27 protein-coding genes and 1 CRISPR repeat array are annotated in these 25,179 nt (G+C 69.3%); of the genes, 24 read left to right on the top strand and 3 right to left on the bottom strand.

All coding sequences use genetic code 11. From position 1 onward, the window contains the following. Positions 1–62 precede the first annotated feature (62 nt). The 12 genes from ACLJWH_RS04600 to ACLJWH_RS04545 all read left to right on the top strand — a co-directional run bounded on the left by ACLJWH_RS04600 (position 63) and on the right by ACLJWH_RS04545 (position 11,623). A complete protein-coding gene (locus ACLJWH_RS04600; RefSeq protein ID WP_411140246.1) occupies positions 63–440 on the top strand; it encodes a phage tail assembly protein in 378 nt (125 codons plus the stop codon). Further along, entirely contained in the window at positions 392–835 is a 444-nt protein-coding gene (locus tag ACLJWH_RS04595; RefSeq protein ID WP_411140245.1) for a hypothetical protein, read from the top strand. Before ACLJWH_RS04600 ends, ACLJWH_RS04595 begins: the two co-directional genes overlap by 49 nt. Further along, positions 832–4,410: a hypothetical protein gene (locus tag ACLJWH_RS04590; protein WP_411140244.1), complete on the top strand. Its 3,579-nt coding sequence runs from the start codon at positions 832–834 to the stop codon at positions 4,408–4,410. The genes ACLJWH_RS04595 and ACLJWH_RS04590 overlap by 4 nt, the downstream gene beginning before the upstream one ends. Before the next feature lie 6 nt (positions 4,411–4,416). Further along, complete coding sequence (locus tag ACLJWH_RS04585) at positions 4,417–6,654, top strand: hypothetical protein (protein ID WP_411140243.1); 2,238 nt, start codon at positions 4,417–4,419, stop codon at positions 6,652–6,654. Beyond that, the gene (locus ACLJWH_RS04580) at positions 6,654–7,748 is read left to right on the top strand and encodes a DUF5047 domain-containing protein (RefSeq protein WP_411140242.1); all 1,095 of its coding nucleotides are present in this window, start codon (positions 6,654–6,656) and stop codon (positions 7,746–7,748) included. The genes ACLJWH_RS04585 and ACLJWH_RS04580 overlap by 1 nt, the downstream gene beginning before the upstream one ends. Before the next feature lies 1 nt (position 7,749). Then, entirely contained in the window at positions 7,750–8,379 is a 630-nt protein-coding gene (locus ACLJWH_RS04575; RefSeq protein WP_411140241.1) for a hypothetical protein, read from the top strand. Positions 8,380–8,540: 161 nt separating this feature from the next. Next, positions 8,541–9,152: a hypothetical protein gene (locus ACLJWH_RS04570; protein WP_411140240.1), complete on the top strand. Its 612-nt coding sequence runs from the start codon at positions 8,541–8,543 to the stop codon at positions 9,150–9,152. 117 nt (positions 9,153–9,269) lie between these two features. Next, on the top strand, positions 9,270–9,557 hold the full coding sequence (locus ACLJWH_RS04565; RefSeq protein ID WP_411140239.1) for a hypothetical protein: 288 nt from the start codon (positions 9,270–9,272) through the stop codon (positions 9,555–9,557). A gap of 78 nt (positions 9,558–9,635) precedes the next feature. Beyond that, the gene (locus ACLJWH_RS04560) at positions 9,636–9,878 is read left to right on the top strand and encodes a hypothetical protein (protein ID WP_411140238.1); all 243 of its coding nucleotides are present in this window, start codon (positions 9,636–9,638) and stop codon (positions 9,876–9,878) included. A 209-nt stretch (positions 9,879–10,087) separates the two neighbouring features. Then, the gene (locus ACLJWH_RS04555; protein ID WP_411140237.1) at positions 10,088–10,957 is read left to right on the top strand and encodes a GH25 family lysozyme; all 870 of its coding nucleotides are present in this window, start codon (positions 10,088–10,090) and stop codon (positions 10,955–10,957) included. Between the two features lie 14 nt (positions 10,958–10,971). Next, positions 10,972–11,232 carry a hypothetical protein gene (locus ACLJWH_RS04550; RefSeq protein WP_411140236.1) on the top strand — a complete coding sequence of 87 codons (261 nt, stop codon included), beginning with the start codon at positions 10,972–10,974 and terminating at the stop codon, positions 11,230–11,232. Between the two features lie 40 nt (positions 11,233–11,272). Beyond that, a complete protein-coding gene (locus tag ACLJWH_RS04545; RefSeq protein WP_411140235.1) occupies positions 11,273–11,623 on the top strand; it encodes a hypothetical protein in 351 nt (116 codons plus the stop codon). A 391-nt stretch (positions 11,624–12,014) separates the two neighbouring features. Further along, a CRISPR array of direct repeats spans positions 12,015–12,592; the repeat unit is 29 nt; unit sequence GTGGTCCCCGCGCACGCGGGGATGGTCCC. Positions 12,593–12,669: 77 nt separating this feature from the next. On the opposite strand, the gene ACLJWH_RS04540 is transcribed toward ACLJWH_RS04545, so the two are convergent. Together ACLJWH_RS04540 and ACLJWH_RS04535 are read right to left on the bottom strand one after the other, a co-directional pair. Next, the gene (locus ACLJWH_RS04540) at positions 12,670–13,209 is read right to left on the bottom strand and encodes a GNAT family N-acetyltransferase (RefSeq protein ID WP_411140234.1); all 540 of its coding nucleotides are present in this window, start codon (positions 13,207–13,209) and stop codon (positions 12,670–12,672) included. Then, complete coding sequence (locus ACLJWH_RS04535; protein WP_411140233.1) at positions 13,194–14,456, bottom strand: XRE family transcriptional regulator; 1,263 nt, start codon at positions 14,454–14,456, stop codon at positions 13,194–13,196. The genes ACLJWH_RS04540 and ACLJWH_RS04535 overlap by 16 nt, the downstream gene beginning before the upstream one ends. Positions 14,457–14,706: 250 nt before the next feature. Here ACLJWH_RS04535 and ACLJWH_RS04530 point away from each other — a divergent pair, with 250 nt between their 5' ends. From ACLJWH_RS04530 to ACLJWH_RS04475, 12 genes are all read left to right on the top strand, one after another. Next, the gene (locus ACLJWH_RS04530; protein ID WP_411140232.1) at positions 14,707–15,183 is read left to right on the top strand and encodes a hypothetical protein; all 477 of its coding nucleotides are present in this window, start codon (positions 14,707–14,709) and stop codon (positions 15,181–15,183) included. Continuing rightward, positions 15,180–15,512 carry a hypothetical protein gene (locus ACLJWH_RS04525; RefSeq protein ID WP_411140231.1) on the top strand — a complete coding sequence of 111 codons (333 nt, stop codon included), beginning with the start codon at positions 15,180–15,182 and terminating at the stop codon, positions 15,510–15,512. Before ACLJWH_RS04530 ends, ACLJWH_RS04525 begins: the two co-directional genes overlap by 4 nt. A 596-nt stretch (positions 15,513–16,108) precedes the next feature. Continuing rightward, positions 16,109–16,243 carry a hypothetical protein gene (locus ACLJWH_RS04520; protein WP_411140230.1) on the top strand — a complete coding sequence of 45 codons (135 nt, stop codon included), beginning with the start codon at positions 16,109–16,111 and terminating at the stop codon, positions 16,241–16,243. A gap of 56 nt (positions 16,244–16,299) precedes the next feature. Further along, positions 16,300–17,190 (top strand): hypothetical protein, encoded by an 891-nt coding sequence (locus ACLJWH_RS04515; protein WP_411140229.1) that lies wholly within the window; start codon positions 16,300–16,302, stop codon positions 17,188–17,190. Beyond that, complete coding sequence (locus tag ACLJWH_RS04510) at positions 17,177–17,992, top strand: SAM-dependent methyltransferase (protein ID WP_411140228.1); 816 nt, start codon at positions 17,177–17,179, stop codon at positions 17,990–17,992. The genes ACLJWH_RS04515 and ACLJWH_RS04510 overlap by 14 nt, the downstream gene beginning before the upstream one ends. Before the next feature lie 142 nt (positions 17,993–18,134). Continuing rightward, complete coding sequence (locus ACLJWH_RS04505; RefSeq protein WP_411140227.1) at positions 18,135–18,293, top strand: hypothetical protein; 159 nt, start codon at positions 18,135–18,137, stop codon at positions 18,291–18,293. A gap of 181 nt (positions 18,294–18,474) precedes the next feature. Beyond that, positions 18,475–19,311 carry an endonuclease/exonuclease/phosphatase family protein gene (locus tag ACLJWH_RS04500; RefSeq protein ID WP_411140226.1) on the top strand — a complete coding sequence of 279 codons (837 nt, stop codon included), beginning with the start codon at positions 18,475–18,477 and terminating at the stop codon, positions 19,309–19,311. A gap of 158 nt (positions 19,312–19,469) precedes the next feature. Beyond that, a complete protein-coding gene (locus ACLJWH_RS04495; RefSeq protein WP_411140225.1) occupies positions 19,470–20,648 on the top strand; it encodes a hypothetical protein in 1,179 nt (392 codons plus the stop codon). Next, a complete protein-coding gene (locus tag ACLJWH_RS04490) occupies positions 20,645–21,556 on the top strand; it encodes a lactate/malate family dehydrogenase (RefSeq protein ID WP_411140224.1) in 912 nt (303 codons plus the stop codon). The genes ACLJWH_RS04495 and ACLJWH_RS04490 overlap by 4 nt, the downstream gene beginning before the upstream one ends. Then, a complete protein-coding gene (locus ACLJWH_RS04485; RefSeq protein WP_411140223.1) occupies positions 21,553–22,677 on the top strand; it encodes a hypothetical protein in 1,125 nt (374 codons plus the stop codon). The genes ACLJWH_RS04490 and ACLJWH_RS04485 overlap by 4 nt, the downstream gene beginning before the upstream one ends. A 306-nt stretch (positions 22,678–22,983) precedes the next feature. Next, positions 22,984–23,112, top strand: a complete 129-nt coding sequence (locus tag ACLJWH_RS04480) for a hypothetical protein (RefSeq protein WP_411140222.1) — start codon at positions 22,984–22,986, stop codon at positions 23,110–23,112. A gap of 123 nt (positions 23,113–23,235) precedes the next feature. Further along, positions 23,236–23,640 carry a hypothetical protein gene (locus ACLJWH_RS04475; protein ID WP_411140221.1) on the top strand — a complete coding sequence of 135 codons (405 nt, stop codon included), beginning with the start codon at positions 23,236–23,238 and terminating at the stop codon, positions 23,638–23,640. Between the two features lie 57 nt (positions 23,641–23,697). On the opposite strand, the gene ACLJWH_RS04470 is transcribed toward ACLJWH_RS04475, so the two are convergent. After that, positions 23,698–24,930: a hypothetical protein gene (locus ACLJWH_RS04470; RefSeq protein ID WP_411140220.1), complete on the bottom strand. Its 1,233-nt coding sequence runs from the start codon at positions 24,928–24,930 to the stop codon at positions 23,698–23,700. Positions 24,931–25,179 lie beyond the last annotated feature (249 nt).

The raw sequence follows: 25,179 nt of genomic DNA, 5'->3' as shown, positions 1-25,179 counted from the left end.
CCGGTCCCCCGGGCGGGAGGCCCACCATCCGGGACCACCATCACCTGCCGAAGGGACCGATCATGGGTGTTCTGAAAGTCGCTGACCTGCGCACCGAAGCAGAACTGAAGTACGCAGACCTGCAACTCGAAACGGCGGGCGGCGCCGTCGTCAGCCTGCGCAACCTGCTGCGCCTGGACGACTCGGCGCGCCGTAGCGCACAGGTGCTGATCGAAGCGCTGGACAAGAAGCCCGAGGCCGGCACTGAGGGTGAGGGTGCGGCGTTCGACCAACTCGTCAGGCAGGAGGCCACGCTGCGGGACCTGTTCCTGCTCGTCGCGGACAACCGCGACGAGATGCGGCGGGAAGTAGAGGGCTGGGACCTGGCGATGCGGTTGCTGGTGATGGAGCGGTGGATGGAGGGCACGCAGGCGGGGGAAGCCTCCAGCTCGGCCAGCTGATTGACGACGGGCACGGTGCGGCGATCCGGTACGACCTGCAACGCCTCGGCCTGGACCTGGCCGACGTGTGGCGGGGCACCCTGGCACCGCGCCGTGTCCTGGACCTGGTCGAGCATGGCCCAGACGATTCCGCGGTCGTGGCAAGCCACCGTGGTGGCCTGGCGCATCGTGCGTGGCCGCTGGAGCGGCACTTGCAGGCCGCCTTGGTCGATGCGGTAAACACCACGGCCTGGCTGATCGCGCAGGTCAATAGCAAGGGCGCAGTGGCGCGGCCGGAGGCCATCCCACGCCCGCAGACGGCCGTGGCCAGTAGAGCGAGCCCCGGCCGCAAGCTGGATCTTTCGCGTCATCCGCTGGCGCAGCCGCTGCCGGAGAAGTACCGCACGAGGCGGTGACCACGAGAGGCGGTGATCTCGTGGCGGGTCCTGGCGGCCGTGAGGTCGGACGTATCAGCGTCCGAGTCCTGCCCGACACCAGCCGGTTTGCGGGGTCCCTTCAGCGCTACCTGGACAGGATTGAGCAGCGCGCCGAGGTCCGGGTACGCATCAACCCGGACACCGACGGCTTCGCGCAGGACCTGTCGGCGCGCCTGAAACGTATCCACGCGAAAGTCGCGGTCGGTATTGTGCCGGACACTGCCGCGTTCGGTGAGCGGCTGCGCGTGGCCTTGGCCGATTCGACCGCGCGTGTGCAGGTGCCGGTGTCGCCGGACACTGCGGCGTTCGGTGAGCGGCTGCGCGCGGGCCTGGAGGGCGCCAGCGCGTCCGTGCGCGTGGCGGTCGCTCCGGATACGCGGGGCTTCGGCCAGCAACTGCGCCTGGCTCTGGCCGGCGCGACGGCACAGGTGCAGGTACCGGTGTCTCCGGACACCGCCTTCTTCCAGCAGGAACTCCGCAGCCAGCTGTCTGTGGGTACGCCTCGGGTGAGGGTGCCGGTTGCCCCGGATACCACCCGTTTCCGGCGGGACGTGGAAGAGCGGCTGGGTACACTCGCGGTCCGCTTCGCGGTGCCGGTCCTGCCAGATACCGCCGGTTTCCGGCGGGAGCTTCAGGCCGAGCTTCGCATGGCGACCCACGCGCGGGCCGCCGTGTCCGTCGTTCCGGACACCGCGGGGCTCGAAGCGCGACTGCATGCAGCTCTCGACCGCGTGCGTGCCCGTATACAGGTGTCCGTCGTCCCGGATACCGCCAGGTTTCGGCGGGAGCTTCAGGCCGAGCTGGCGATGGTGCGCAGCAGGGTGTCGGTGCTGGTCCTGCCGGACACCGCGGCCTTCGTCGAGCGGCTGCACGCAGCTCTCGACCGCGTGCGTACCCGCGTACAAGTCCCCGTCGTCCCGGACATGGGCACGTTCAGGGATCGAGTGCGGGCCGAGCTGCGCTCGCTGGGCGATGTGCGGGCGACCGTCCATGTGGTGCCGTCGTTGTCGGGGTTCTCGTCCCGGCTGCGGACGGAGCTGGCTGCGGCCGGCTCGGTGCCCGTACTGGTACAGCCCACGGCCAATGCGGTGGCCATCGCCCGTCTGCGCGCCGAGCTGGCGCATATCACTCCGCCGGTCACTGTCCCTGTCCATGCTCAGGTGGATCGGCGTTCTGTGGAGGGTGCCACCGGCGCGCTGTCCCGGCTGCGGGGTGTGGCCGCAGGACTCGGGGGCATCGCTGCCACGTTCGGCAAGATCTCGGCTGCGGCCGGTGCTGCGGTGCCGGTCGCAGCGGGGCTGACGGCTGCGCTACGGGGGATGGCGCCGGCCGCGGGTGTGGGTGCCACGGCGCTGCTGGGTCTCGTGGCAGTCGCCGCTACGACGAAGATGGCGTTCTCTGGTGTAGGTGATGCCCTCTCTGCTGCGCTCGACCCGGCGAAAGCGAAGGAGTACGCGGAGGCGCTCAAGGAGCTGCCGCCGAATGCGCGGGCGTTCGTGGGCCAGATCCACGCGATGCAGCCTGCCTTGGAGGCCCTGAAGCGCAGCGTGCAGCAGCAGACGTTCGCTGGCCTCAATATGCAGCTCAAGGCCGCGGCAACGGCCACGCTGCCTGCCTTCCGGCAGGCCCTCAGCTCCAGTGCCGGCACCCTCAACGCGATGATCTCCGGGGTGCTGTCGATGGCCCGGACTCTCGGCAAGAACGGCACGTTGGGCACGGCTCTGGCCGGCGCGACGGCGGGTTTCCGGTCGCTCTCGCGTCTGCCCGCAGTGGTGGTGCAGGGTCTCGTGCAGGTCGGCGCGGCGGGGGCGCCGGCGTTCCAGCGCCTGTCGAAGTTCGGTGGTCAGGCTCTGGATCGTCTGTCAGCGAAGATGACCAGCGCGTTCAAGTCCGGTGCTATGGAGCGTGCCATTGAGACGGCGCTCAGCCTCTTCGGGCAGCTGATGAGTGTCGTGAGCAACGTCTCGGACATGTTCAGCAGCATCTTCAGCGCCGCGCAGGTGACCGGCGGCGGATTCCTCGGGACTCTTCAGAAGATCACCGGCAGCCTCAAAACCGCGTTTTCCAGCGCGGACGTCCAAGCCGGAATGCGGGCACTGTTCACCACGATGGGGCAACTCGCCAGCACCGCGGGCCCGCTGCTGGCACAGGCTCTTGGGGTGATCGGGCGGGTGCTCGTGCAGCTCGGGCCGCCCGCGCAGACGCTGATCAAGGCCCTCGGCTCGGCCCTTCAGCCGGTCATCCGGGCACTCGGGCCAGTGCTCGTGGCTGCCGCGGGCGCGGTGGGGCAGCTGGTGGTGGCGTTGTCACCGCTGCTCCTTGCTGTGGGGAAGATCATCGCTGCTCTGCTCCCCGCGCTCGGGCCGGTCTTCGGCGCGCTCGGCAAGGTCTTCGCTTCCATGACGCCTGTCATCACGCAGCTCGCGACAGGGATCAGTTCGTACTTGGCTCCGGTCTTGTCGGGGCTCGCGGCGATCATCGGGCAGTTGGTCACCGGGTACGCCAATCAGTTGGTCGCGATCTTCAGTTCGCTGGCGCCGATCATGCCGACGCTCGCGACGGCATTGGGGCAGGTGGGGCTGGCCTTCGGTCAGTTGCTCACTGCTGTGGCCCCCTTGCTTCCCCAACTCACGCAGCTGGGGACGCAGTTGCTCAGTCAGCTGCTGTCTGCGATCGTGCCGCTCATTCCGCCCCTTGCGCAGCTGACGGCGGCGTTCATCTCGATCGGCGTCAACGGGATCACCCAGTACGCCGTGCCCGCGCTCCAGAAACTGATCACGTTCATCAGCGGCCTCCAGCGCTTCCTGGCCCCGGGCATCGCCGCCGTGAGCTGGCTGGTCACGAAGATCTCCGCTGGGTTCGAGTGGCTCTACGACCACCTGGTGGGTCATAGCGTCATCCCGGATATGGTCCGCGGCATCGTCTCCTGGCTCGCTGGTCTACCTTCCAAAGCGTGGGCGGCGATCTCCTCGCTGCCGGGCAAGCTCTCCTCGCTCGCCGGGGACGCCGCGGCGCGCTTCACCGGCATGGTCCGCTCGGGGCTCAGCAACGCGATCGACTGGCTCCGGGGGCTGCCCAGCCAAGCGGTCAACGCCCTGGGCAACCTGGGCGGGCTCCTGTGGGAGGCAGGCGCGTCTCTGCTCCGGGGGTTCATCAGCGGCATCCGGTCCATGATCGGGTCTGTGAAATCCACCCTCGGCGGCATCACCGGCAGCCTGACCTCGTGGAAGGGGCCGCCGGCCCGCGACGCGCGGATCCTCACCCCGGCCGGCCGTCTGCTGATCGACGGATTCATCAGGGGCATTGACGATTCCACGCCGAAGTTGCGGGCGACGCTGCGGGCGATCACCGCAGACCTGCCCGCGGCCGTACTGCCGATCTCCGGTGTGGGCGGACTGAGCCGGGACGTGTTCGTCGCCGGGCACAGCGGTGCCGAGCAGCAGTTCGTCGGCCAGTTGGTTCTCGATTCGGGGGAGTTCCTCGGCGTGGTGTCGGGTCAGGTCCGCGCTGAGCAGCGCCGCACGATCAGCGCCATGCGTGCACGAAGGGGGTGATGCAGCGTGGCAATCCCAGGAAATTTCCTGAGCCCGACCGCAGAGTCCATGGACCCGTCGTACGCAGGCTGGCGGCCTCGCTCGAACGCAGCCCTGTCCATCGGTACGGGCGGACGCAACGGCCCGAACTGCATGGTCATGAAACCCGGCGCGGCAGGCGAAATGCAGGCCGAGACGGTCGCCGGGTACCCAGTGGTCGCGGGCGGGACGTACCAGGTATTCGCGGACGCCTCCGCCTCCACACAGCCCGAGCGGATCGGTATCGAGTGGTTGGACGCCACCTACACGCCGGTCGGCCCGGTCACATGGTCCCTGACCACATCGGCGGCGTCGGCGGCCTGGCACCGCGTCGGCGTCGCCGGTGTGGCGCCGGTCGGTGCCGACCGCGCGCGAGTGGTCCTCTCGTCCGCGGCCACGGCCGTAGGCGTGACGCACTTCTGGGAGAACGTCTACTTCGGCCTGCCGATTCGGACGCCAAGCAACCTGTTCTCCTTCAACGTCGAGTCGGGTGCGGAGGTGGACACATCCGGCTGGCAGGCTGAGACCAACACCACCATCAGCCGCACAGTGCCGCCGGTGCAGTGGGCGGCCACCTACTACGGCGCCGGTGGCCACGTCCTGACGCTGACGGCGATCGCCAGCGGAACCGCCAGCGCCGTCACCGCAGAGCGGGCTGCTGTGGCCCAGGGACAGGAGTACCTGGCGCAGGCCCTGGTCAACCCGCCCGCAGCCAGCGCGAACTGCTGGGTGGAGCTGAGGTTCTACGACCCCAGCGGTGGGCAGTTGCAGGCCATCAGGTCGCCGCTGGCTGCCCCGGGCACCGGTTGGTACCGGCAGATCGTCTCCGCCATCGCGCCTGCGGGGGCTGCCACCTGCGGCCTCGCGGTGGGCATCACCAGCGCGAGCGCCGGCCAGGTTGTACGTACCGAGGCGGCCGTGGCGCTGGCGTTCCCCGGCCTGCACACAGGCACGGTCATCCCATACGACGCGGCGTCCTTCGAGCAGGGCCCGGCCGGCTGGACTGTGATGTCGGGGGGTGCGTCTCTGGACCGCTCCACGCCGTGGGGGACAGGCTTTTCGGGCTCCTACTCCCTGGCCGTGTCCAGCGCCGCGGCCGGCGTCAGCGTGCTGCGGTCGCCGCGATTCCCAGCCGGTGCCGCGGCGGGTCTGTCGTGGCGCCAGGAGTTCGACACGCTGGTCACTGCGGGCGCGTGGACCATGACCCGGGCGACACGCTGGTACGACGCGGCGGGCGCCGATCTGGGCGCTGATGTGTCCACCGAGGTGGGACTCGGCACCAGTGGCTGGTGGCAGTACCGCGTCGATGCCGTTGCCCCGCCTGGCGCGGCGCAGGCCGCCATCGAGATCACGCTGACCGCGCTGGCCGGCGGCAGTGCGCTGCGCCTGGATGAGGTCTCCCTGTGGCAGGCCCTCCCCCTGAACGCTGTCGCTGCGGACGATGCGCGGGCCGCGGCTGTGCTGACCTTCCGGGAGCTGACCGCGGGCACCCTGATCACCATCTCCCGGATAGGGGCCGACGGCCTGCGGACTCCCGTACGAGGTCCGTCCGGCCTCTACGTCCAGACACCTGTAACCGGGGACACGCTCCGCGTGGAGGACTACGAGGCTCCCCTGAACGCCCCCGTCTCCTACCGCGCGGACGTGTACGCGGCCGACGGCACGCCGCAGGTCGAGCGGACGACGGACACGGTGATGCTGGCCTCCGGCGATCCGGACCTGGCGTGGCTGAAGGATCCCGGCCGCCCGCAACGCAATCTCCGGCTCACCGTGCGGACCGCGCCGGCGTGGACACGGCCGGTCGACCAGAGCGCGCACCGGGTCAAGGGGCGCCGCAATGCCGTGGTCGTCTCGGACGTACGCGGCGGTCTGGAGGGTGATCTCGCTGTGTGGACGCGCAATGACAACGAGCGTGCGGCCCTGCACCGCATCCTCGATTCTGGGTCCGTCCTGCTGCTTCAGGTAGCCCCCGGCAACGGGCTGGACGACATGTACGTCTCGGTCGGCGAGGTCCAGGAGGCGCGGGCCGCCACCAACGCGGTAGACGAGTGGCGGGGGTGGACGCTGCCGCTGACGCAGGTGGACATGCCCACCGCCGTCGGAGTCGATGGCACCTCGGGCCGGACGTGGCAGGACGTCCTGGCGGAGGTCGCCACCTGGCAGGGCATCGTTGACGCCTACGCCACGTGGGAGGACGTGCTGCTCAACCGGAAAATGGGGGGCTGATGATGTACCCCGTCAGCTCCCGGTTCCTCCAGGCCATCGCCGAGTCGCACCGGCTCGCCACGACGATCACCCTGTTCCGCGCGGACGGCACGGTGACCGACCTGCCGCACACCGGTGGATCGGTCACCGTGGACCGCAGTGCCTCCTGCCGGCGCACTTGCTCGGTGGAGATCGCCGACCCGTCGCTCATCCCGCGCACGCCGCGGGCGGCACTATCCGTGTACGGCTCGCGGCTGCGGATCTCCCGCGGCGTGCGGTACAGCGACGGCACCGTCGAGACTGTGCCGCTCGGGCTGTTTCGCCTCGACGAGGTCGCCGGAGACCCGGACACGGGCCCGGTGACGCTGTCGGGCAAGAGCCTGGAGGTGGCGGTGGCCGACGACAAGTTCACCGAGTCGATTCGGGTTTCGGGTACTGCTGTCGGCGCCGTCACCACGCTCATCCAGGCCACCTTGCCAGCCGCCACCGTCATCTCCCGGGCGACCGACGCGGCGATCGGGCCGCGCACCTGGGACATCGGTGCAGACCGGTGGGCTGCCGTCGTCGAGTGCGCCGCCGCCATCGGCGCCGAGGTATACGCGGACGCAGATGGCAACTTCGTGATCTCACCGCTGCCGGACATCCTCACCACCACTCCCGTGTGGACGATCGCAGCGGGCGAAGGCGGCGTATACATCGGCGCGACCCGCGGTATGAGCGCCGTCGGCGTCCACAACGCGGTGCGCGTAAGCGGTGAGAACACCGAGATGAATACGCCGCCCGTATCTGCGGTGGTCACGGACACCGACCCCACCAGCCCGACGTACTACGGCGGGCCCTTCGGACGACGCCCCATGTTCTACAGCTCGCCCACCCTGACCAGCGTCAATGCATGCACGCAGGCGGCGAACCTGCTTCTTCGCCAGGCCATCGCGCCGAACGCGACCGCATCGATCACCAGCCTCACCAACCCGGCGATCGAACCGGGCGACACGGTCCGGGTGGTCTATCCGGACGGCACCAAGGAGATCCACCAGGTCGCGTCCTTCTCGATATCGCTGGATACCGCCGGCGCGATGGACCTGGAGACCATCTCCGCGAAGGAGGACGGCTGACATGACGGCCGCGGATCATCACGCGCACGCGGTGGCCTCCGAGTTCGCCGACGCAGTCCTCCAGCAGGTGAAGCAGACCGGTGCTGCCACGCCGCAGGTACGGGGCGCGGACTGGCGCCAGGCGATCGTGGCCACCGTCGGGGCGGACGGCACGATCATCACGAGGGACGGCATCACCGCACGCCGCATGCCCACCTACCACCTGCCCGTCGTCGGGGACCAAGTCGTCATCACCCAGTCGAGCACGGGCAACTGGCTGTGCTGCGGCCGGCCGACGTCGACCGCGGACAGCGGCGGGTGGGTTCCTCTCCCGCTCGCGCCGGGCTTCGGCTGGCCGGGACACGGCACCAGTCCGGCGTACCTGCGTGAGGACAGGCGCATCACGCTCAGGGGCCGTATCGACAAAGCTGGCGCGACCGTCCCCAACAACACGACCGTTGCGACGTTGCCCGCGGCGATCCGCCCAGGAGGTGGGGGTGAGTTCGGGTGGGCAGGTGTCCGGGACTCGACCATCACACCGGCGCTCGTGCGGCTCGCGATCAACCCGAGCACCGGACAGCTGCGCATCTACGAGACCGGCACCGCCCCCACCTGGATCAGCCTCGACGGCTGCTCGTACTACACCGAATAGCGTCTGTCCGGTCAGGGGGTTGATCAGCGTAGGCCGGGCGGTGACCACGCCGAAGTGTTGCCGCAGCAACTGGCCACCACCCGGGACTTCTCGACTTGCGGAGTTACTGCCAGCGGTGCCGATTTACGTCCCAAAGTTACCCGCACACCATAGGAGGGCGCGTGCCCACCCACGACGACTACGATCAGGGCGTGGACATCGCCGCCCTCACCGATGCCCCCAACGCGGAGACGCTGGCAAAGTCCCTCGCCAACGCGATCGTGCAACGGTCCGCGATGCGGTTCACGTCCGCTTCCCACCGCAATGCGGTCCTGACAGCGCCGGCCTTCGGAATGCTCGCGGCGCTCGCGTCGGAAAAGCTTCTGACGCTCTACGACGGTTCCGCGTGGGTGGTCGTCGCGGCCGGCACTTCCGCCTGGACAACGCCGGCCCTCGCCTCGGGCTTCTCCCACAACGGGAACAGCAACGGCACCGTCCAGTACCGCGTGGTCAACCTCTTCGGCGAGCGCACGGTGATGTGGCGCGGCGGTCTCAACCTCACCTACTCCGGCAACGCCATCGCCAACGGCGGCTACATCCTGACCAGCGCCCTGCCGCCCGAGGCCCGCCCCACGACCCTGCGAACCGTCTCGGGCGCCTGCTCGGCCGCCGACTCCACAGCCCTCGCGCTGAAGATCGACGCCGAGACCGGCGGCGGCGTCCGCATCGTCGGCACCGGATCCGGCGTCACCCCGCCCTGGCTGTCCTTCAACAACGTCATGTACAGCCTCTGAGAGGACTTGCGCGACAGAGGAAAACGGCACATGCCAAAGGCATTATCACCCCCTGTAACGCACTGACCAGTACGCTATCGTGCGTCACGAATCGCGACCCCGCACCGGGAGGGCGGCATGAAATCCGAGCCGTGGACCATCGAAACCATCCGCGACGCACTCGGTAGCCCTACCCTGGCCAGCCGCTTCATCGGCGAGATCAACAGGGCGCCGGCACACGAAGTCCTCACTGTCTTCGCCCGGTGGCAGGGCGTCGCAGAGCGCGCGCTCGCAGCTGCCGAGCGAGCCGAGACACTGGCAGCGGCCGATGACCGCGGTGAAGAACTCCCCGGCGACTGGGTCGACCGCACCGATGAAGTCCTCGCCGCGGCCGAGCGGATCCGGGCCCGCCGCGGCGCAGCCTGATCTTCCGATTCTCGTTACAGTCAGTCGCCGATCCGCTACGTTACCGCTGGCAGTCCTCACCGGCAGGAGACCAGCGCGTTGTACCGGCTCACATACGATCCCGGGGTCGAAGCACTGCACGACTCGCTCCCCTTTGACGCGAGCGAGCCCCTCATACTCGCCCTTGCCGACGCCTGCTACGCCCCCCTCGAAGCCACACTCCCCTGGGGCGAAGCCGACGACCGCAACCGCATGATCGAAACCAGCCGCGTCCGCGCGCTCCTCTTCGTCAGCTACAGCCAGAAGACGATCTCCGTACTCAGCATCGACATGCTCACCTGAACTACGCCCCGCTCGGCTTCGACATCGGCAACTGGCGTACCCACAACCGTGCCGGCCGCCGCCGGTACGGCGCTGCCCCCTGACCGGCACACACAGCCGCCCCCTCATGTACGGCGTCGCCCCGGACGACGATGCCTGACCTACCACCGCCCACCCAACGCCCGCGTGCCACCGCACCGGGCGTTTTCTCATGCCAGGAGGCAACCACCATGACCGTCAAGGGGATCGACGTATCGTCGTACCAGCCGGCCGCCTACAGCACGAAGGGGCTGGACTTTGTCTTCGTGAAGGCGACCGAGGGCACCTCGTACATCAACCCGCGGATGACCGCCCAGGCCGCCCACGCGCGCCGCAACGGGCTGGTCGTCGGCTTCTACCACTTCCTGCGGCCGGGCGACACGGCGGCGCAGGCCGCGTACTTCGTCGAGCGCTGCGCGTCCGTCGAGGGGGACCCGCTCTGGGCCGACTGGGAAGACTCCGGAGTGAGTTGCGCGCAGAAGGACGTGTTCCTCGCCGAGGTGAAGCGGCTCCGCGGCTCGACGCACCGCGTCGGCCTCTACTGCAACCTCGACTACTGGAAGAACCGCGACCACACCAGCAACGCTGGCGAAGCCCTGTGGATCGCCGACTATGTCACCGCCGGCCGCCCCCGGATCACGGCGCAGTGGCTGTTCCATCAGCACACCGATCGGCCCCTCGACACCAATGTCGGTCAGTTCGCGGACCGGGCTGCGCTGCGGAAGTGGGCATCCGGCGGTGCGGGCACGCCGCCTGGTGGCGGCACCGGCCGGCCGACGGTGTCCTTGGCCCATGTCGTCGCCGCGGCCCGCACGGACCCGCCGGCGGCGGAAGGCCACACCACGTACCGCGCCGAAGTGCTGCTCGTGGAGCAGGCGCTGGCGGCGGAGGGGCTGCTGGCATCCACGTACGTGGACGGTTCGTTCGGCACGAAGAGCGTGGCCGCCTTCGCGGCGCTCCAGCGCTGGTACGGCTACAGCGGTCGCGACGCCGACGGCATCCCCGGCATGACGTCACTGACCCGTCTGGGCACGACGCACGGCTTCACCACCACCTCTTGAGAAGGGCACACCTCATGAGCGATCCCCTTTCCCTGCCGTCCGCTGACACCGTCCTCAAGACGGCCGGCACGTTCGGCCGCGACCTCGTCGAACGCATCCTCTCCACATTCCTCCAGGCATTCATCGGCAGCATCGCAGTCACCCAGCCCCTCGACGGTTCCATGTGGTACGCCGCGCTGGCCGGCGGCGTCGCCGCGGCGCTGTCCCTCGCCAAGGGCCTCGTGGCCCGGCTCGCCGACGTCCGCAACAGCGCATCCCTCGCCAAGGGCGTCTGACCCCGGGTTGAACCGAACGGCGTTGTGAACGGAGGCGGTTGTGTCCGATGAGCTCTCGGTGGGTGAGATCGGGCGCACCGTCGTCGCGCTGCGCCAAGAGGTCCAGGCGATGGGGCAGGGCATCAACGCCCGGTTGGACAAGATGGTGTCGACCGAGGTCTATTCGCTCCAGTCTGCGTACACCGATCAGCGCATCAGCGATCTGAGTCAGGAGGTGCAGAAGGAGCGGGATGCCCGCGGTGTCCTGGAGCGGGAGTTCGAGGCGCACCAGTTGGCGGATCGGGACCGGCGCGAGCGTGAGCGGCAGGCCCGCCTCTACCAGATGGTCGTGCCGGTGCTGATGGGGCTTCTCGCGTCGGCGATCTCCGTGTGGGCCGTGGTCGCCAAGTAGAGGCTGGTGAGCCCTGATAGGGATGGTGACGATGCGGGAACTACCTGACGCTCGGCCGGTGACACCGCGGGTGGACGAGACAGCTGGGGACGTCGGTGCTCTCGTCGACGGCGGGTGGATGGATCCGCCGGCAGAGCCGAGTTTGGAACCCCCGCCGCCCCTGGGCAGCCGATGGCACACGTAGCTGGCAGGTGCCTTCCTACAGACGTCGCTCCGGAAGGGATGAGGATAGGGTCGGTACATGGATATTCGGTTGGCTCGGCCGCGCCCACTCTGCTGGTCAGGGCGAGCGGAGGAGCGCACGCGCGTATCCCCTATGTCCTGTTGGCCGGATTCCGTGGAAGTGCTCAAAAATCGCGTCGGCCCACGGTGAAGCCGCAGGTCGCGCCTTGTGGTCCCCGCGCACGCGGGGATGGTCCCGACGCGATCCAGAGCGCGAGCGGACAGATGGGGTGGTCCCCGCGCACGCGGGGATGGTCCCCCAGGCCAGAACCGGGAAGCCCGCAAGGCTGAGTGGTCCCCGCGCACGCGGGGATGGTCCCGACTCGATCTCGATGCGCTGCTGTGTCATATCGTGGTCCCCGCGCACGCGGGGATGGTCCCTTCACCCGAGAAAACATCTTCCAGGAGGGCCAGTGGTCCCCGCGCACGCGGGGATGGTCCCCATCTGCCTGTACACGTGGTCCACCAAAGCGGGTGGTCCCCGCGCACGCGGGGATGGTCCCCACACAGGGATCCCGGCGGGGGCGGGCACCAAGTGGTCCCCGCGCACGCGGGGATGGTCCCTCGGCGAGCAAGAGCGTTTACCAGTCGTCCATGTGGTCCCCGCGCCCGCGGGGATGGTCCCGTCATGAGCTCGCTCACCAAACGCCGCGGCGAGTGGTCCCCGCGCCCGCGGGGATGGTCCCAACGAGGTCGGTGGGCGCGGCCCGAGCAGGCAGTGGTCCCCGCGCACGCGGGGTTGTTCCCTGGCCTGATGACTATCCGGCCAGTACGACTGCGCCCCGCCTCCTGCTTCGGCAGGCGGCGGGGCGTTTCGTTATGCCTCAAGACATTACCGCTGGTCGGCGGAGACAGCGCACCATGGTGGCGTACACCGGGGAGTCGGCGAAGGGCTGCCGGTTCCCGACCTTCTCGTATCCCCAGCTCTCGTACAGTGACTGCACCTTGGGATGACTGGAGTCGACGAGCAGCACGGCCAGGTCTTCGGAACGTTCGGCCACCAGAGCCTCGTGCAGTTGGCTGGAGACACCGGTCTTCCGCCACTTGGGCCGCACCATCAGTTCTGATACTGCGTAGGTCTGCCAGTATTCTGGGGCCGGTGTGATGTGGTCCCGCCACCACTCGGTTCCCTCACTGAGCGGCGAGCCGTACGCGAAGCCGACAGGTTCGTCAGCGTCATAGGCGATCACGCAGGTGAAGTCTGGCCGGCCTCCCCAATGGTCGACGAACCACGGGAAGCGCCGCACGAAGGGATCGTCCGGCGAATATTCGGGGATGTCTGTGTGCACGTCGAGTAGGAGTTGGCGGATCTGCGCCAGGTTCTCGTGGGCATAGTGGCGAAGTGTTATCACTGGGTGCTCCATTTCGTGCGCATCCGGTCTGTCCACTCCCGAGCCTGTACCGAGTTCGGTGCGCGGTCTAGCAGGTGGCGATGGAAGTCGCCGAGTCCGGTGCGCATCCGGCCGGGCATCTCGTCGTCTTTCATGATGTCGAAGACTGTGGCCGCTGTGGCGCACGCGAGTTCGAGATCACCTTGCTGGAGTTGTGCCATAGCCATGTGGGTGGTGGCTAGTCCGCGGTTTCGGCGGAAGCGGTCGGGTATGGCAGAGAGCGCTCGGTGAGAGGACGCTTCGGCTTCTTCCGGCATCCCGAGGTGTTCTTGGACTACTGCCGTGATGGCCAGCAGCTCCGACGGGTCGTAGAAGTCGGTCCAGTTCGGCCGGTGCTGCTCACCTGGCCTGGCTTTGGCAAGGGACTCTTGTGCGCGGCCGATGCTGCGGAGGGCAGCATTCCTGTCGTGTTGGTAGGAGAGGCCGACCGCAGTCCGCGCTTGAGCGAGGGATGCAAATAGCGGGTCGCGGCGCGACACGGCGAGGGCCTGGGCTGCTTTCCCAGCCGCCACCGCATCTGCGTGGCGTGTCCGCTGACGGGCGAGCATAGCGATGGCGTTCCACACCCGGAACTGCGCCGTGCTGTCTCGGGCCATACCGGCGAGCGTCATCGCCTGGTCCAGGTGGCTCTGGGCGCGGTCGAGTTGGTGTGCATCGACGCACGACCACGCTGCCCAGGCGATGTAGTCGGCGGCCATTCCGTAGAGACGTTGCCGGACGCGTTCGGTGGCGCTGCCCTGCTGGAGGTCTAGAGCGCGCCGTGCGCCGGCCAGTGCTGCCTTTTCCAGCGCCGCGTGGCCACCGCGCTGGTCATCCAGTGTGGTAAGGCGATCGAGTCCTTTGGCGAGGCGCTCGACGTCACTCAGTCCTACCCGTTGTTGATTCGGAGCGAGGAGCGGGGTCGCTGCCACAGCAGCGACCCCCGTGGCCGAGCTGATGAAGGTTCGTCGGTCCACGGGATCCTCCGGTGGGGCGGCGTTGCTGGGCGCGGTGAACCCTAGAGTCTCGACGGAACAACCGAAGACCGTCTCCAGCGCATCGCGGGTCCGCTTGATCGGGCGTCGAGTCGCGCCGGTAAGCAGATTGCGAACGGTTCGGTCGGAGACGTCCCCCGATATCCCGGTGAGCTTCTCGATAGCAGCATTCAGTTGACGTGCCAACTCGGCTTGGGTCAAACCGTGTTCTGCCATCTTGCTCGCGAGGGCGGCATTAACTCCCATACAACCGAGAGTAGCCACACCCTCGCTCACTGCACCAGAGTGCAGGAAATGTCAAGAGATAGGATTTCCGGTTGCTCGCGGGCAGATGCCTACCAGCTTTTCCTGTTCACGGGTCCTCAACAGCCGTTCACTTGGTAGCCCGCCAGCGGCCAAGGGCTTAGCTCACTTCTCGCTGGCGGTCCCCGTCGCTGGCCCACAGAAGCAGGAGATGCGCCATGCCCTCCACCAGTTCGAACCAGGGGAACACCCGATGACGAGACCCCCCACTCATGTCATCCCGGACGGTGTGCTCGTGAACGCCGCGACGGAGGCACCCTCTGCACTCGCCGCAGGCGGATCTGCGGTGAACGCCGCGGAGTCGCGCCGCAAGCGGGTCGTCCTCTACGCGAACGTCGCCGACGTCGACCAGGCGCCCCCGGTAATGGGCGAGTTGCGCGAATACGCCACGGCGCGGTTGTGGACCGTCGTCCGGTCCATCCACGACGTCGGTGAGCCCGACGTCCACCGTCGGGCGCGGCCCGGGTGGTGCCAGGTCTCCGAGATACTGCGCAAGGACGGTGCCGACGGGGTGGTGGCTCCGTCCGTCGCGCACATCGCCTCGACGCCCGGCGAGCAGGGGGAGTTCGCCGCGTGGGCCGTATCGGTAGGGGCGAGCACCGAGTACCTCACCGAGGAAGGCAAGGCCGGCACCTCGACCGCGGATGACCCACAGGCGGGTGTGCAATGAGCGCCGACGTGAGCGTCGACCTCTCCGTGGCCGCCCGAACCGTGCACCTCGCCCGGGTGCGCAGCAAGAGCGGTCAGGTGTGGGACGACGAGGCGCAGACGCTGATCCTCAAGGTCGAGGAGACGCTGCGTGCCGAGGTGCTTCCTGCCTCCGAGCAGCGCGCCGACCGCCTCAACCGCGGCAGCCGCGAGTGGTCCCTCTTCGCGACGGCGATCAGCAGCGCCCGTCACTGCCTGGAGGACCAGACCTGGACGAGGCCGGCTGCGCACCTTCACCACCTCGTCGTCTGCACCGTCCACCTCCTGCATCAGATGGACGTGCCGGTATGAATCACGCGGAGCTGCCGGCGCCTCGGCGCGAGCCGGGCGCGCTCTCGCCGCTGCCCGAGGCTGCGCCCGCGCCGCGGGGAGCGGGGGCGGGTGTGGGTGTGGGGTGCCCCGCCGGGCCTGCCGCCCCGCCAACACCACACCACCACTCCCGAGACCGGCGTGGTGCCCGAGACCATCGGGCAGGCCCTCGACTGGGTCCGCCCACTGTGGAGGGGCCTCCCGTGAGCGAACGCCTGGCCGTGATCGCCCTGGTCGTCCTCATCGCGGTCGGCGTCGTCGCCTTGACCCTGGCATCGACACCCGCCCGCATCTGACCTCGCCTTCCCCAGACCGGTCACTTCCCGGCGCGCCGACCCTGCCGCGTAGGGAGGTGGCTCAGACGGGTTCCTTCGTCTCCGCCGAGGCCATCGTGAGGTGTCGCACGGGCTGGCCCGCGGATGCCGCGGGCGGAGGAGCGGCGCCACCGTGCCGTCCCTGTCAGACGACGCGAGCAGCGCGCCCCGGCCGCCCTCCCGCCAGGCGGGAGGGCGGCCAGCCACCACTCCCGAATCGTCTTCCTTCCTTCCTCCCTCCCTCCTTCTCTGATGGGGAAGCGCATGCCGCAGCCCGTGAAGCCGCCCGACGTGAAACGCCGCAAGGAGCGACTCAAGGTCGCGCTCAAAGCCGCAATGGCCCTGCTGACCACCACGGTCGTCGTCGGCGTCGGGGTGCTCCGCAGCCACCAGCTCTGACCCAGACCAGCCGCCAGTTCGAGCACGGAAGCGACACAGGACCGCGAAGGATGGACATGAACGATCTGACGGGGTGCCCGGACGAGGCACGACTGGCAGCCGAGCGCTTGTCGGGGTCGCCGGCGAGCTGGCGGCTCGTAGTCGGCCGGCGCGGCGGCGAGGCCGTGTGGCAGGTGACCGGACCGGGCATGGACGTCGCGCTGAAGACCGGGCCGGGCCCCGCCGCCGCTGTGGTGGCGCGCGAGACCGCAGCGCTGGAGGCCATGCGGTCCGCCGGCGTCCCGGCGACGGCATACGGCAAGACCACCCATCACGGGTGCACCCAGGGCATGGCCTGGCTGATACGGCCGTGGCTGGCCGGCCCGACGACCTGGGAGGTCTTCCAGCCCATACGGGACGGGCAGCCCGACAGCCACGAGCGGGCGCTGAACGCAGCAGTGGACCTGTGCATGTCCGTCGGCTCGATGCACTGGTACGGCTGGGTACACGGCGATCTCCAGCCGCACCACAGCCTGCACACCGACGGCGGCCCCGTGCAGCTGATCGGCTGCTCCTGGTCGTGGGCCCGCGACCTTCCCCCGTCCGATGTCCACGTCGGCGGACTGGCACATCTGCTGTCGCCGGAACTCGCCGCCGCATCGATCGCCGCGGCCCGCCCGGCGATCACCTCACAACGAGACGAGGTCTACGCCCTGGCCGCGGGGCTCTGGTGGGCGGCAACCGGCCAGTTTCCGCTGGACTACCAGGCAGCCGCCATAGATCCCCACGCCTTCGCGGCGAGAGTGCTGCGCCAGATGATCGCCGACCGCCGGTTCAAGATCGCCACCACCGACGTCTGGCCGGCGTTCACGACGGTGCTGCGCACGGTGCTCACCGCCGAGGCGACGCGGCGCCCGACGGCGATGCAACTCGCCCAACAGCTGCGGAGCATTCATGGAGTGGTATGAGATCGCCCCGGACGGGTGCCGCGTCTACAACGCCCTGCTCGGCGGACGTGACAACTACGCCCAGGACAGGGAACTCGTCCGCCAGCTGCTCGACGAGGTGCCGTGGCTGCCGGCCGCTGTCAGGATCAACCGCGTCCACGGGGCCCTGACCACCGCCTGCCTGTCCCGGCTCGGCTTCAGCCAGTTCCTCGACCTCGGCTGCGGATATCCCTCGTGGGAACCAGACATGCCGGATGTGCACGAGGTGGCCACAGCGATTCATCCCGGTGCCCGCGTCGTCTACGTGGACAGCAACAAGGGCGTCGTGACCCACGGGAAAGCCCTGTTCCGCTCACTGGGCACCTGGACGTGCTTCCAGGGAGATATCACGGACATGGTGCGCCTCCTGGCCGCGCCGGCGATCCAGGAATTCGACCTCGACAGGCCCATCGCCGTCCTGAGCCACGATGTACTGCCCTACATCGCCGATGACGACGCCGTCGACCAGGCCCTCGCCACGCTGCGGGCATGGCTGCCACCCGGCAGCGCACTGTCCATCACCCACGCCACAGCCGACCTGAGCCCAGCCGCGATGGACACCGTGACGGCCCTGTACCGCCAGGCCCGGATCGCCTACCGGCCGCGCAGCCGGGACCACATCAGCACCCTGTTCGCCGGGTGGCCGCAGCTCGGGCCCGGAGTCGTGGCCACGGGGCGCTGGCACACCGATCACCTGCATGCCCAGCGCGCACCACATGTCTCCGGCGCCTACGCCGGCATCGCCGTGAAGCCCCCGAACGCTCCGCCCGGAGCAGCAACGTGACACGTCACAGCAGCCGAATCGTCGAACACCGCTGCCGCCCGCCGCCCGGCCCGAGACCGACCCGGATCACAACACCGTCGCGACGGAAAGGCCGCCCCGAGCCCAACCGGGCCGGGACCGACACAGAAAAAGGACAGGTGCCATGCCAGCTCAGAAAGACGATGACGACAGTGACCTCTCTTTGATCGCGGGACTGGGCGCCGCCACGAACGCATCGAACGACCCAAGCCTTTCGGACAGCGAGCGAGAAGTCGCGCGAGACCTCGCAGAGGGCTTCGCGGACCGCCTCAAGAACCAGTGAGCACTCTCCCGACCGGTCGCCGTCGCCTCGTACCGGCGACCGGTCGGGACGGCACCCGGATAAGAGATCGGTGCCCCCGGAGATCCTCCAAAATCTCCGCTCCTGCCGGATGGAACCGAACCAGGGATCCCGGCCGGAGCGGACCCCGTAACCCACGCTTCGCGACCAAGGAGGACACGTAATGGCACGGTTCGTCACATGGAATGTGTGGAACGGCGGCATCGACCCCGACGGGTCCGAGAAGCGCCGGCACGACCAGATCGAGGTCCTGGCGCAGCTCGATCCACAGCCCACGATCCTGGCCATCCAGGAGGCGCGGGGCTGGCGCCACAACAGGTTCCGGCGGCTGTACGAGCTTGCCAATGCCCTGGGCATGGCGCTGGCAATGGACCCGGTGAAGTCCCGTCTCGGTGACGGCGAGAACTACACGGCGCTGCTGTACCGCCCGGGTCCGGCCACGGTCCTCGGTGCTGACCCCAGCTTCGGCGCCGGTGTCTTCCACCACGGTCTGCTCGCCGCCCACATGGACGTTGAGGGCGTCGACACAATGGTCTGTGCCACGCATCTGTCCTACGTCGACGGCGACGAGCGGCTGCGCGAGGTGCGGTGGCTGACGGACAACGCCGGTACGTTCCCGGGCCGTCCGGACAACGCCGTCCTCCTCATGGACGGGAACGTGGACCGGCTCGACGGCCCGGAGCCCAACTGGGACACAGACGTCCCGGCGAACATGCACGCCCGCTACCGCCTGGTCCTGCCCGAGGGCACGTTCGATGGCAGCGACCGCCGGGCCATGGGGGTCCTGCTCAAAGCGGGGTGGAAGGACCCTCAGGACCAGCTGGGCACCTCGCGGGCGGCAACCGTCGGCTTCAAGTACGCCAACGAGCCCACCCCGCAGCACTTCGACCACATCCTCATCGCAGGGAAACAGATCCGGCCCCGGTCGTACACCACCCTCGCCACCGCAGAGGTGGACCGAGTCAGCGATCACCGGGCCGTCGTCCTCGACACGGCCTGAACACCGCACCAAAAGCCCGACGCCTCCCGGCCACCGCACTCCGGGCCATGGCGGCGGACGACTCCCCGGAGCAGACACGGCTCCCGTCGCGGATGTCGCGCCGAGCCCAAGAACAGTTCCTCCCGGACACACAACCGGCCCCACAACGTGGAGATCGCATGCTGACGCCAACCGTCGGTGATCTGTTCAACTACGCAGCCGAGAAGATCCAGCGCGTCGCGCAGGAGAGCTGGCCGGGCACGCCGGTCCGGCTCGGCGTACATGTCCCCTCGGTCACCGGGTACGTCCGATCGGTCTCGGTCGGCGACCGCACCCTGTACGCCAAGTACTCGTTCCTCGGCGTCTCGCTGGTGTCCGTCCTGCGCGGCGGATGCGGGGACTGGCCGGCCGTACGCGCGGCGCAGGCCGCCTATATCGCGACTCCCGGCTCGCTGCTGGAGCGCGAGAGCGCCCAACTGCGTCTGCTGCGCCGCCAGCGGCTGAGCGTGTGCGCCGTCGCCGGCTACCGCACCGGCGTGCTCTTCACGGAACCCGTCGCCGGTCCCACGCTGGCCGAGATGCTGGTGAAGAGCCCTGACCGGACCGCGGATCTGCTCGCGCGCTCGATGGCGGAACTCGGGCGCATCCAGGGCCCGGTGATGGCCGACCGGGTGGAAGGCATGCGGATACCGGAGCGGAGCATCGCGGGCACGTTCGGACGGAAGTTCAACGGAATCAGCGGCCACACCTATCTGAGCCGGCTGGGCGAGGACCGGATGGAGAGCGCCGAGGCCCGCGATCAGATCCGCAAGGTCCTGATCACGGTGGTCCAGCGGCTCGTGCGGCTCCGGGCCTTCCCACAAGCCCGCTGCCCGGTGGTGAGCTACGGCGACCTCAAGCCCGAACACGTCCTGTTCCCCGAGGGCCCCGAAGAAACACCCACGTACATCGACCCTGGGCTCGCCCGCGGCCATGGGTGCTCCGACACCGCCAAGCTCATCTCCCGTACCGCGCTCAACCTCCTGACCACCGCTCCACAGCACGCCACCGCCGTGGCAGTCGCCGCCGGACTCCACACCTTCGTCCACGACCAGCTGCGCTCGGTCGAACGCGGAATGCACACCGCGTGGTTACGACAGCTGCTCGTGACCTGGCTGATGGACACGGTCAACATCCTCACCACCTACCTCAGCGCCCCGGCACCCCTGCCCCTGCCCGAACACGCCACCGCCGTCATCAACCGCGCGGCCACCGTCTGCGTGCTCCTGGACCGCACCTCCGCCGCCCTTGCGGCCGGCACCCCTGCGCGGGCCGTACTGCGCCTGGCGCTCTCCGACATCGCAAAGGCAGCCCGGTGACCGCCCTGTGGCCGCCGCGAGCCGGCGCCATCGGCGTAGTGGGGGCAGGCGCGGTCGGCCAGACCGTGGCCACCGCACTGGTCGCCGCAGGCTGGTGCGACCGCGTCCTCATCACCTCGCGCAGCCCCGCCCGAGTCTCCGCTCTGATCACCGACCTGGAGGACATGGGGACCGTCACCGCATCGCCCGTACGAGCCACCGCGGCAGCGACCAAGGATCTCGCGGAGTGCCAGGCGATCGTGATCTGCCCCCGCGAGACCTTCACCAACACCGCCGCCACCGATGTGCGCATGGCCGGCATCAGCGCCAACGCCCCCGTCATCGCCGCCCTCGCCGAATGCCTCGCCGGCTACGCGGGGGTGGTCGTGATGGTCACCAATCCGGTCGACATCCTCACCCGCCTCTTCGCCGAGACCTCCGGCTGCCGAAGGGTCTACGGAGTCGGCTCCAACACCGACACCGCCCGCTACCGCCTCACCCTCGCCCGCCTCCTGGGCGTCCCGCCCACCGCCGTGGACGGGCATGTGATCGGCGAGCACGGGGACGACGCCGTCATCTGCGCGTCGGCCACCACCATCAACGGCAAACCCGCCGCCATCCCCGTCGAACAGGTACGCAAGGAACTCACCGACCGTCCCCAGCGGATCAACGCCGGCATCGGCCGCACCCGCTCCGGCCCGGCCGGAGCCGTCCTTGCCACCCTGCGCAAAACCCTCGGCCTGCAAGACGGCATCGAGGAACTGTCCGTCAACCACGACGGGAACTGGTACGGAATCCCGTTGCACTTCACCGCCGCAACCCCGACGGTCTGCCTTCCCCAGCTCAGCACCGGCGAGGCCCGACAACTGGCCGCCGCAGCCCGCAAGCTCCACACCGCCTACCGCCACCTCACAGGAGGCCCCTCATGACAACGACCACTACCCGAATCGCCACCGGTAAAGCACAGGTGACGGTATCCAGCAACCGCCCGGCCGTCACCGAATGGTCCCGCCGCTACTTCGGCCCCTGGTGGAACGCCGCCCCCACCACCGAGGAAGCGGCCCCGACTGTCGTTGCGAACGTGGACCCCGGACACGCAGCCCACATCGCCGACATCGTCAAGAACGTCCAGCACGACGAGACCACCTACGCGAACACCCGCACCCTCGTCGGCCAGGACCACGACGGCCACCTCTACGCAGCACAGCCCGCCGACCAACTCTCCTACGACGCCGCACCCGACCGCAGCCGCCTGACCATCTCCGGGCATCACGACCTGCCCCTGGCACTGGCCGCCGCCCGCCTGGCCCGTGAAATGATCCGCGGCCAACTACTACGGGACGGCTGGAGCATCCTGCACGCCTCCGCCGTCGTCCAGAACGGCAAGACACTCCTGACGTTCGGCCCCAAGGGCGCCGGCAAGACCACCACCGCCCTCCTCCTCGCCCGCGCCGGATGGGCACTCCTCGCCAACGACCGCGTCTTCGCCCGCCCCGACAACAACGGCGGCGTGCGCGTACTGCCCTGGCCGTCCGCCGCCGCCATCGGCTTCGGCCTCCTCGACGCCCTCGACCTCTACACCCCGGTGCGCCAACGCGTGCTCGACGGCGACGAACTGCACCCCACCCAGCACCAGCGCGTCACCGACGCACTCAAAGCCGGCCAGCGCGAACCGCTGTGGAACAACACCGGAAAGGAACTCAAGCCCCAGTTCTTCCCCGACCAACTGCACACCTGGCTCGGCCTGACCCTCGCCACCGAAGGCACCGCAGCCGCCCTGCTCTTCCCACAGGTCACCCCCAGCGCAACAGCCCCGGAGACGGGCCCGGAGTCCGCACTGACCGACGACGACTTCTTCACCGGAAAGACCGAGGACCGCTACCCCGACATCTTCGGACTCACCACACACACCCGCTCACAGACCACAGCCGTCCGCGAACTGCTGACAGCGCTCCCCACACGAACCGTGATCCTCGGACACGACGCAAAAGCCAACTCCGACTTCCTCACCAAGACCGCGGAGGGGCTGAACCTGTCGGAAGGGTCCTGAACGACCGAGACGGAAGAGCCCCGTCCGGCAGCAAGGTCTCCGAAGCACCCGCCGACTGACCACGTCGTTCCGGCCGCGGTGGTGGCCCTGCCCACTTGTCCGAAAAGGCCCCGTGCCACGGCCGAGCCCGATCCCACACTATGGGCTCCGCCCGACGGTCCCTGGCTCCGCGCCCATGATTTCCGCGCCGCCGAGCACCGCTGAGGCGCCGCGGGGCGACTGGCCGCCGCAAGCGTGGCGGCTGGTCGGTACGTGCACCACGTGAAGGGGAATGTCCCCGGCGCGGCACAGCAGAGAAGGGAACCTGTGATGGACCCTGAAGGGCTGAGCACGATGTACGAGTACGGCGGCGACGAAGAGAATTCGCAGGGTGAGACCGGTTCTGGCAGCGACGGCCAGGAAGGCAACCCCAACCAGGGCTGCGGCGACAACTAGGTGACACCTGACCGTAGTTCGACCATGATCAGCTAGGTCGGACGGCCCCACGCTGGGAGACTAGCGTGGGGCCGTTTCGATGTGAGGAGAGCCATGGCAAGGACGATGGACGGCGTAGGTCGCGTGACCGTATTCCCCCTGCTGCATCTCTGGCCAGACACCTTCGGCGTGGTGGCCTACACGACGGCCGGGCACTTCGGCGATACGGCCATCGTGGGATACGTCCCCGTCCCGGAGGTGCCGGACGTCCATCTGATGGACGTCGGGGCCCGTCACTCGCCGCAGGCTACGGACTGGGTGCTGTGCACCGGCTGGAGCAGTCGGGTCGTGCCGAAGCCAGGGACGCTGGAGCTTCCTGACACGAAGTGGTCGCTGGAGGTCGACGCGTCCACAGAGCCTGCCAAGCCGATCTACGGGCACCAGAAGTTGCACGTGGGGCGGATGAGTCTCGATATCCCCAACCTCATGGAGCAAGCCCGCGATGTGCTGCGAAGCCGGGGCGGTGAACTGGTCGGGGCAACCACCTAGCTGTGCCATGACGCAAAGGGGCCCTGGCGAGAAACGCTCGCCAGGAGCCCACTGGTGTTACCAGGTGATGAGGACGTAGGCGGGGCCTCCCGAGGTGGGGGTGCCGGGGGCATTGCCGTTGGTGCCGTTCGCTCCGGGGGTGGCCTGGGGGTTGGGGTTGGCGCCACCGCCGTGGCCGCCGTTTCCGCCGCTGCTGCCGCTGCCGCCGGTGGCTCCGTTGCCGCCTTGGCCCACACCGGCGGGCAGGGTGACCGTGGAGGGCACCTGCGGGACTCCGCCCGTAGCGCCCGCGCCGCCGGCGCCTCCGCGGCTGGCGGCGCCGCTGCCGCCCACCGGTCCGCCGGGGATCGCGTCAGCACCGGCACCGCCCGGCAGCGCGGCCTGGCTGGCTGTCCCGGCTTGGCCCTGTCCGCCGGCGCTGCCGGGAGCACCGCTGAGGTTGCCGGTGTCGGATCCGCACCCGTCCTCCGTGGGATCGGCTCCGCCGGCTCCGCCGGAGCCCGCTCTGCCGCCGGCGGCAGCGGTGCCGCCGGCCCCGCCCGCGCCGCCGTGGGAGCCGTCGGCGGTCAGCCCGCGTCCGCCGCCGCCACCACCGGACCCGACGCCGGCGAGCCCGCCGTACATACCACCGTTGACGAAGGCGGCGACGTCGGCGCTGTTGTCGAAGACCTCGACGCCGAATACTGGGATGCGGTAGTCGGGGCCTGCTGTCCCGGCGGTGCCGTTCGTGCCCGGGTGTGACGGCTTGAGGGTGGCGGCCTCACGGCCGCCGAGCCCGGCACCGCCGCCGGAGCCAGTGCTGTCGATGCCTGGGGCGCCTCCGACGTTGACGGTCAGGGTGTCGCCTGGAGGGACCGTCACGGTGCAGGTGAGGAAGGCCCCGCTGCCGCCCCCGCCCCCGCCGCCGCCTCCTCCGCCGCCGGCACCGCCGCCTCCTCCGCCGCCTTTGCCGGCGCCGAGGATGGTCCAGCTGCCTCCGCCGCCGCCTCCAGCGCCCCCGCCCCCACCGCCGCCAGGACCGCCGGGGGCGCCAGCCCCGACGAGGACGAACGTCAGCTGGGTGACCCCGGCGGGTACGGTGAAGCTGCCGAAGAACGGCCCGATGTACTCCTGCTGCCCGTGGGGCTGCGCCGCTTGACGGGATGTCTGCCGACCTGTGCGGTCGGCCGCCCCTGCGGGGGACGGCGCGGCGAGTGCTCCCGCCGTCGCTGCGAGGATCACGAAGGCCGCGGACACGGCGGGCAGCCGCCGTAGCTCTCTCCGGCCACTGGATGTCCATGGTGTCTTCACAGGTCTTCTCCTTCGACGGGGCCGCTCCGGTCGTGCGGCCGAACACGCTGAGAAACGCCTGAACCCTTGGCCCGCCAGACGCCGGGCCCGACCGTCCACTACGACCACACCGGCCAGCCCCTGCCCTGGAGGGAAGAAAACTCGTCCTTCCGAGGAACTACCCCTTCCACCCCATTGCGACGGCCCCGCGCAACCGCACGCCCTCCTCCGCGCCCCGCGCCCCCCCAATCGCGGTCAGGTGGTTTCGGT

The sequence above is a fragment of the Streptomyces sp. x-80 genome (assembly GCF_046549095.1).
Lineage (GTDB): Bacteria > Actinomycetota > Actinomycetes > Streptomycetales > Streptomycetaceae > Streptomyces > Streptomyces celluloflavus.
Note: the sequence above shows the minus strand (reverse complement) of the source record. Positions and strands in the feature narration are given on the sequence as shown.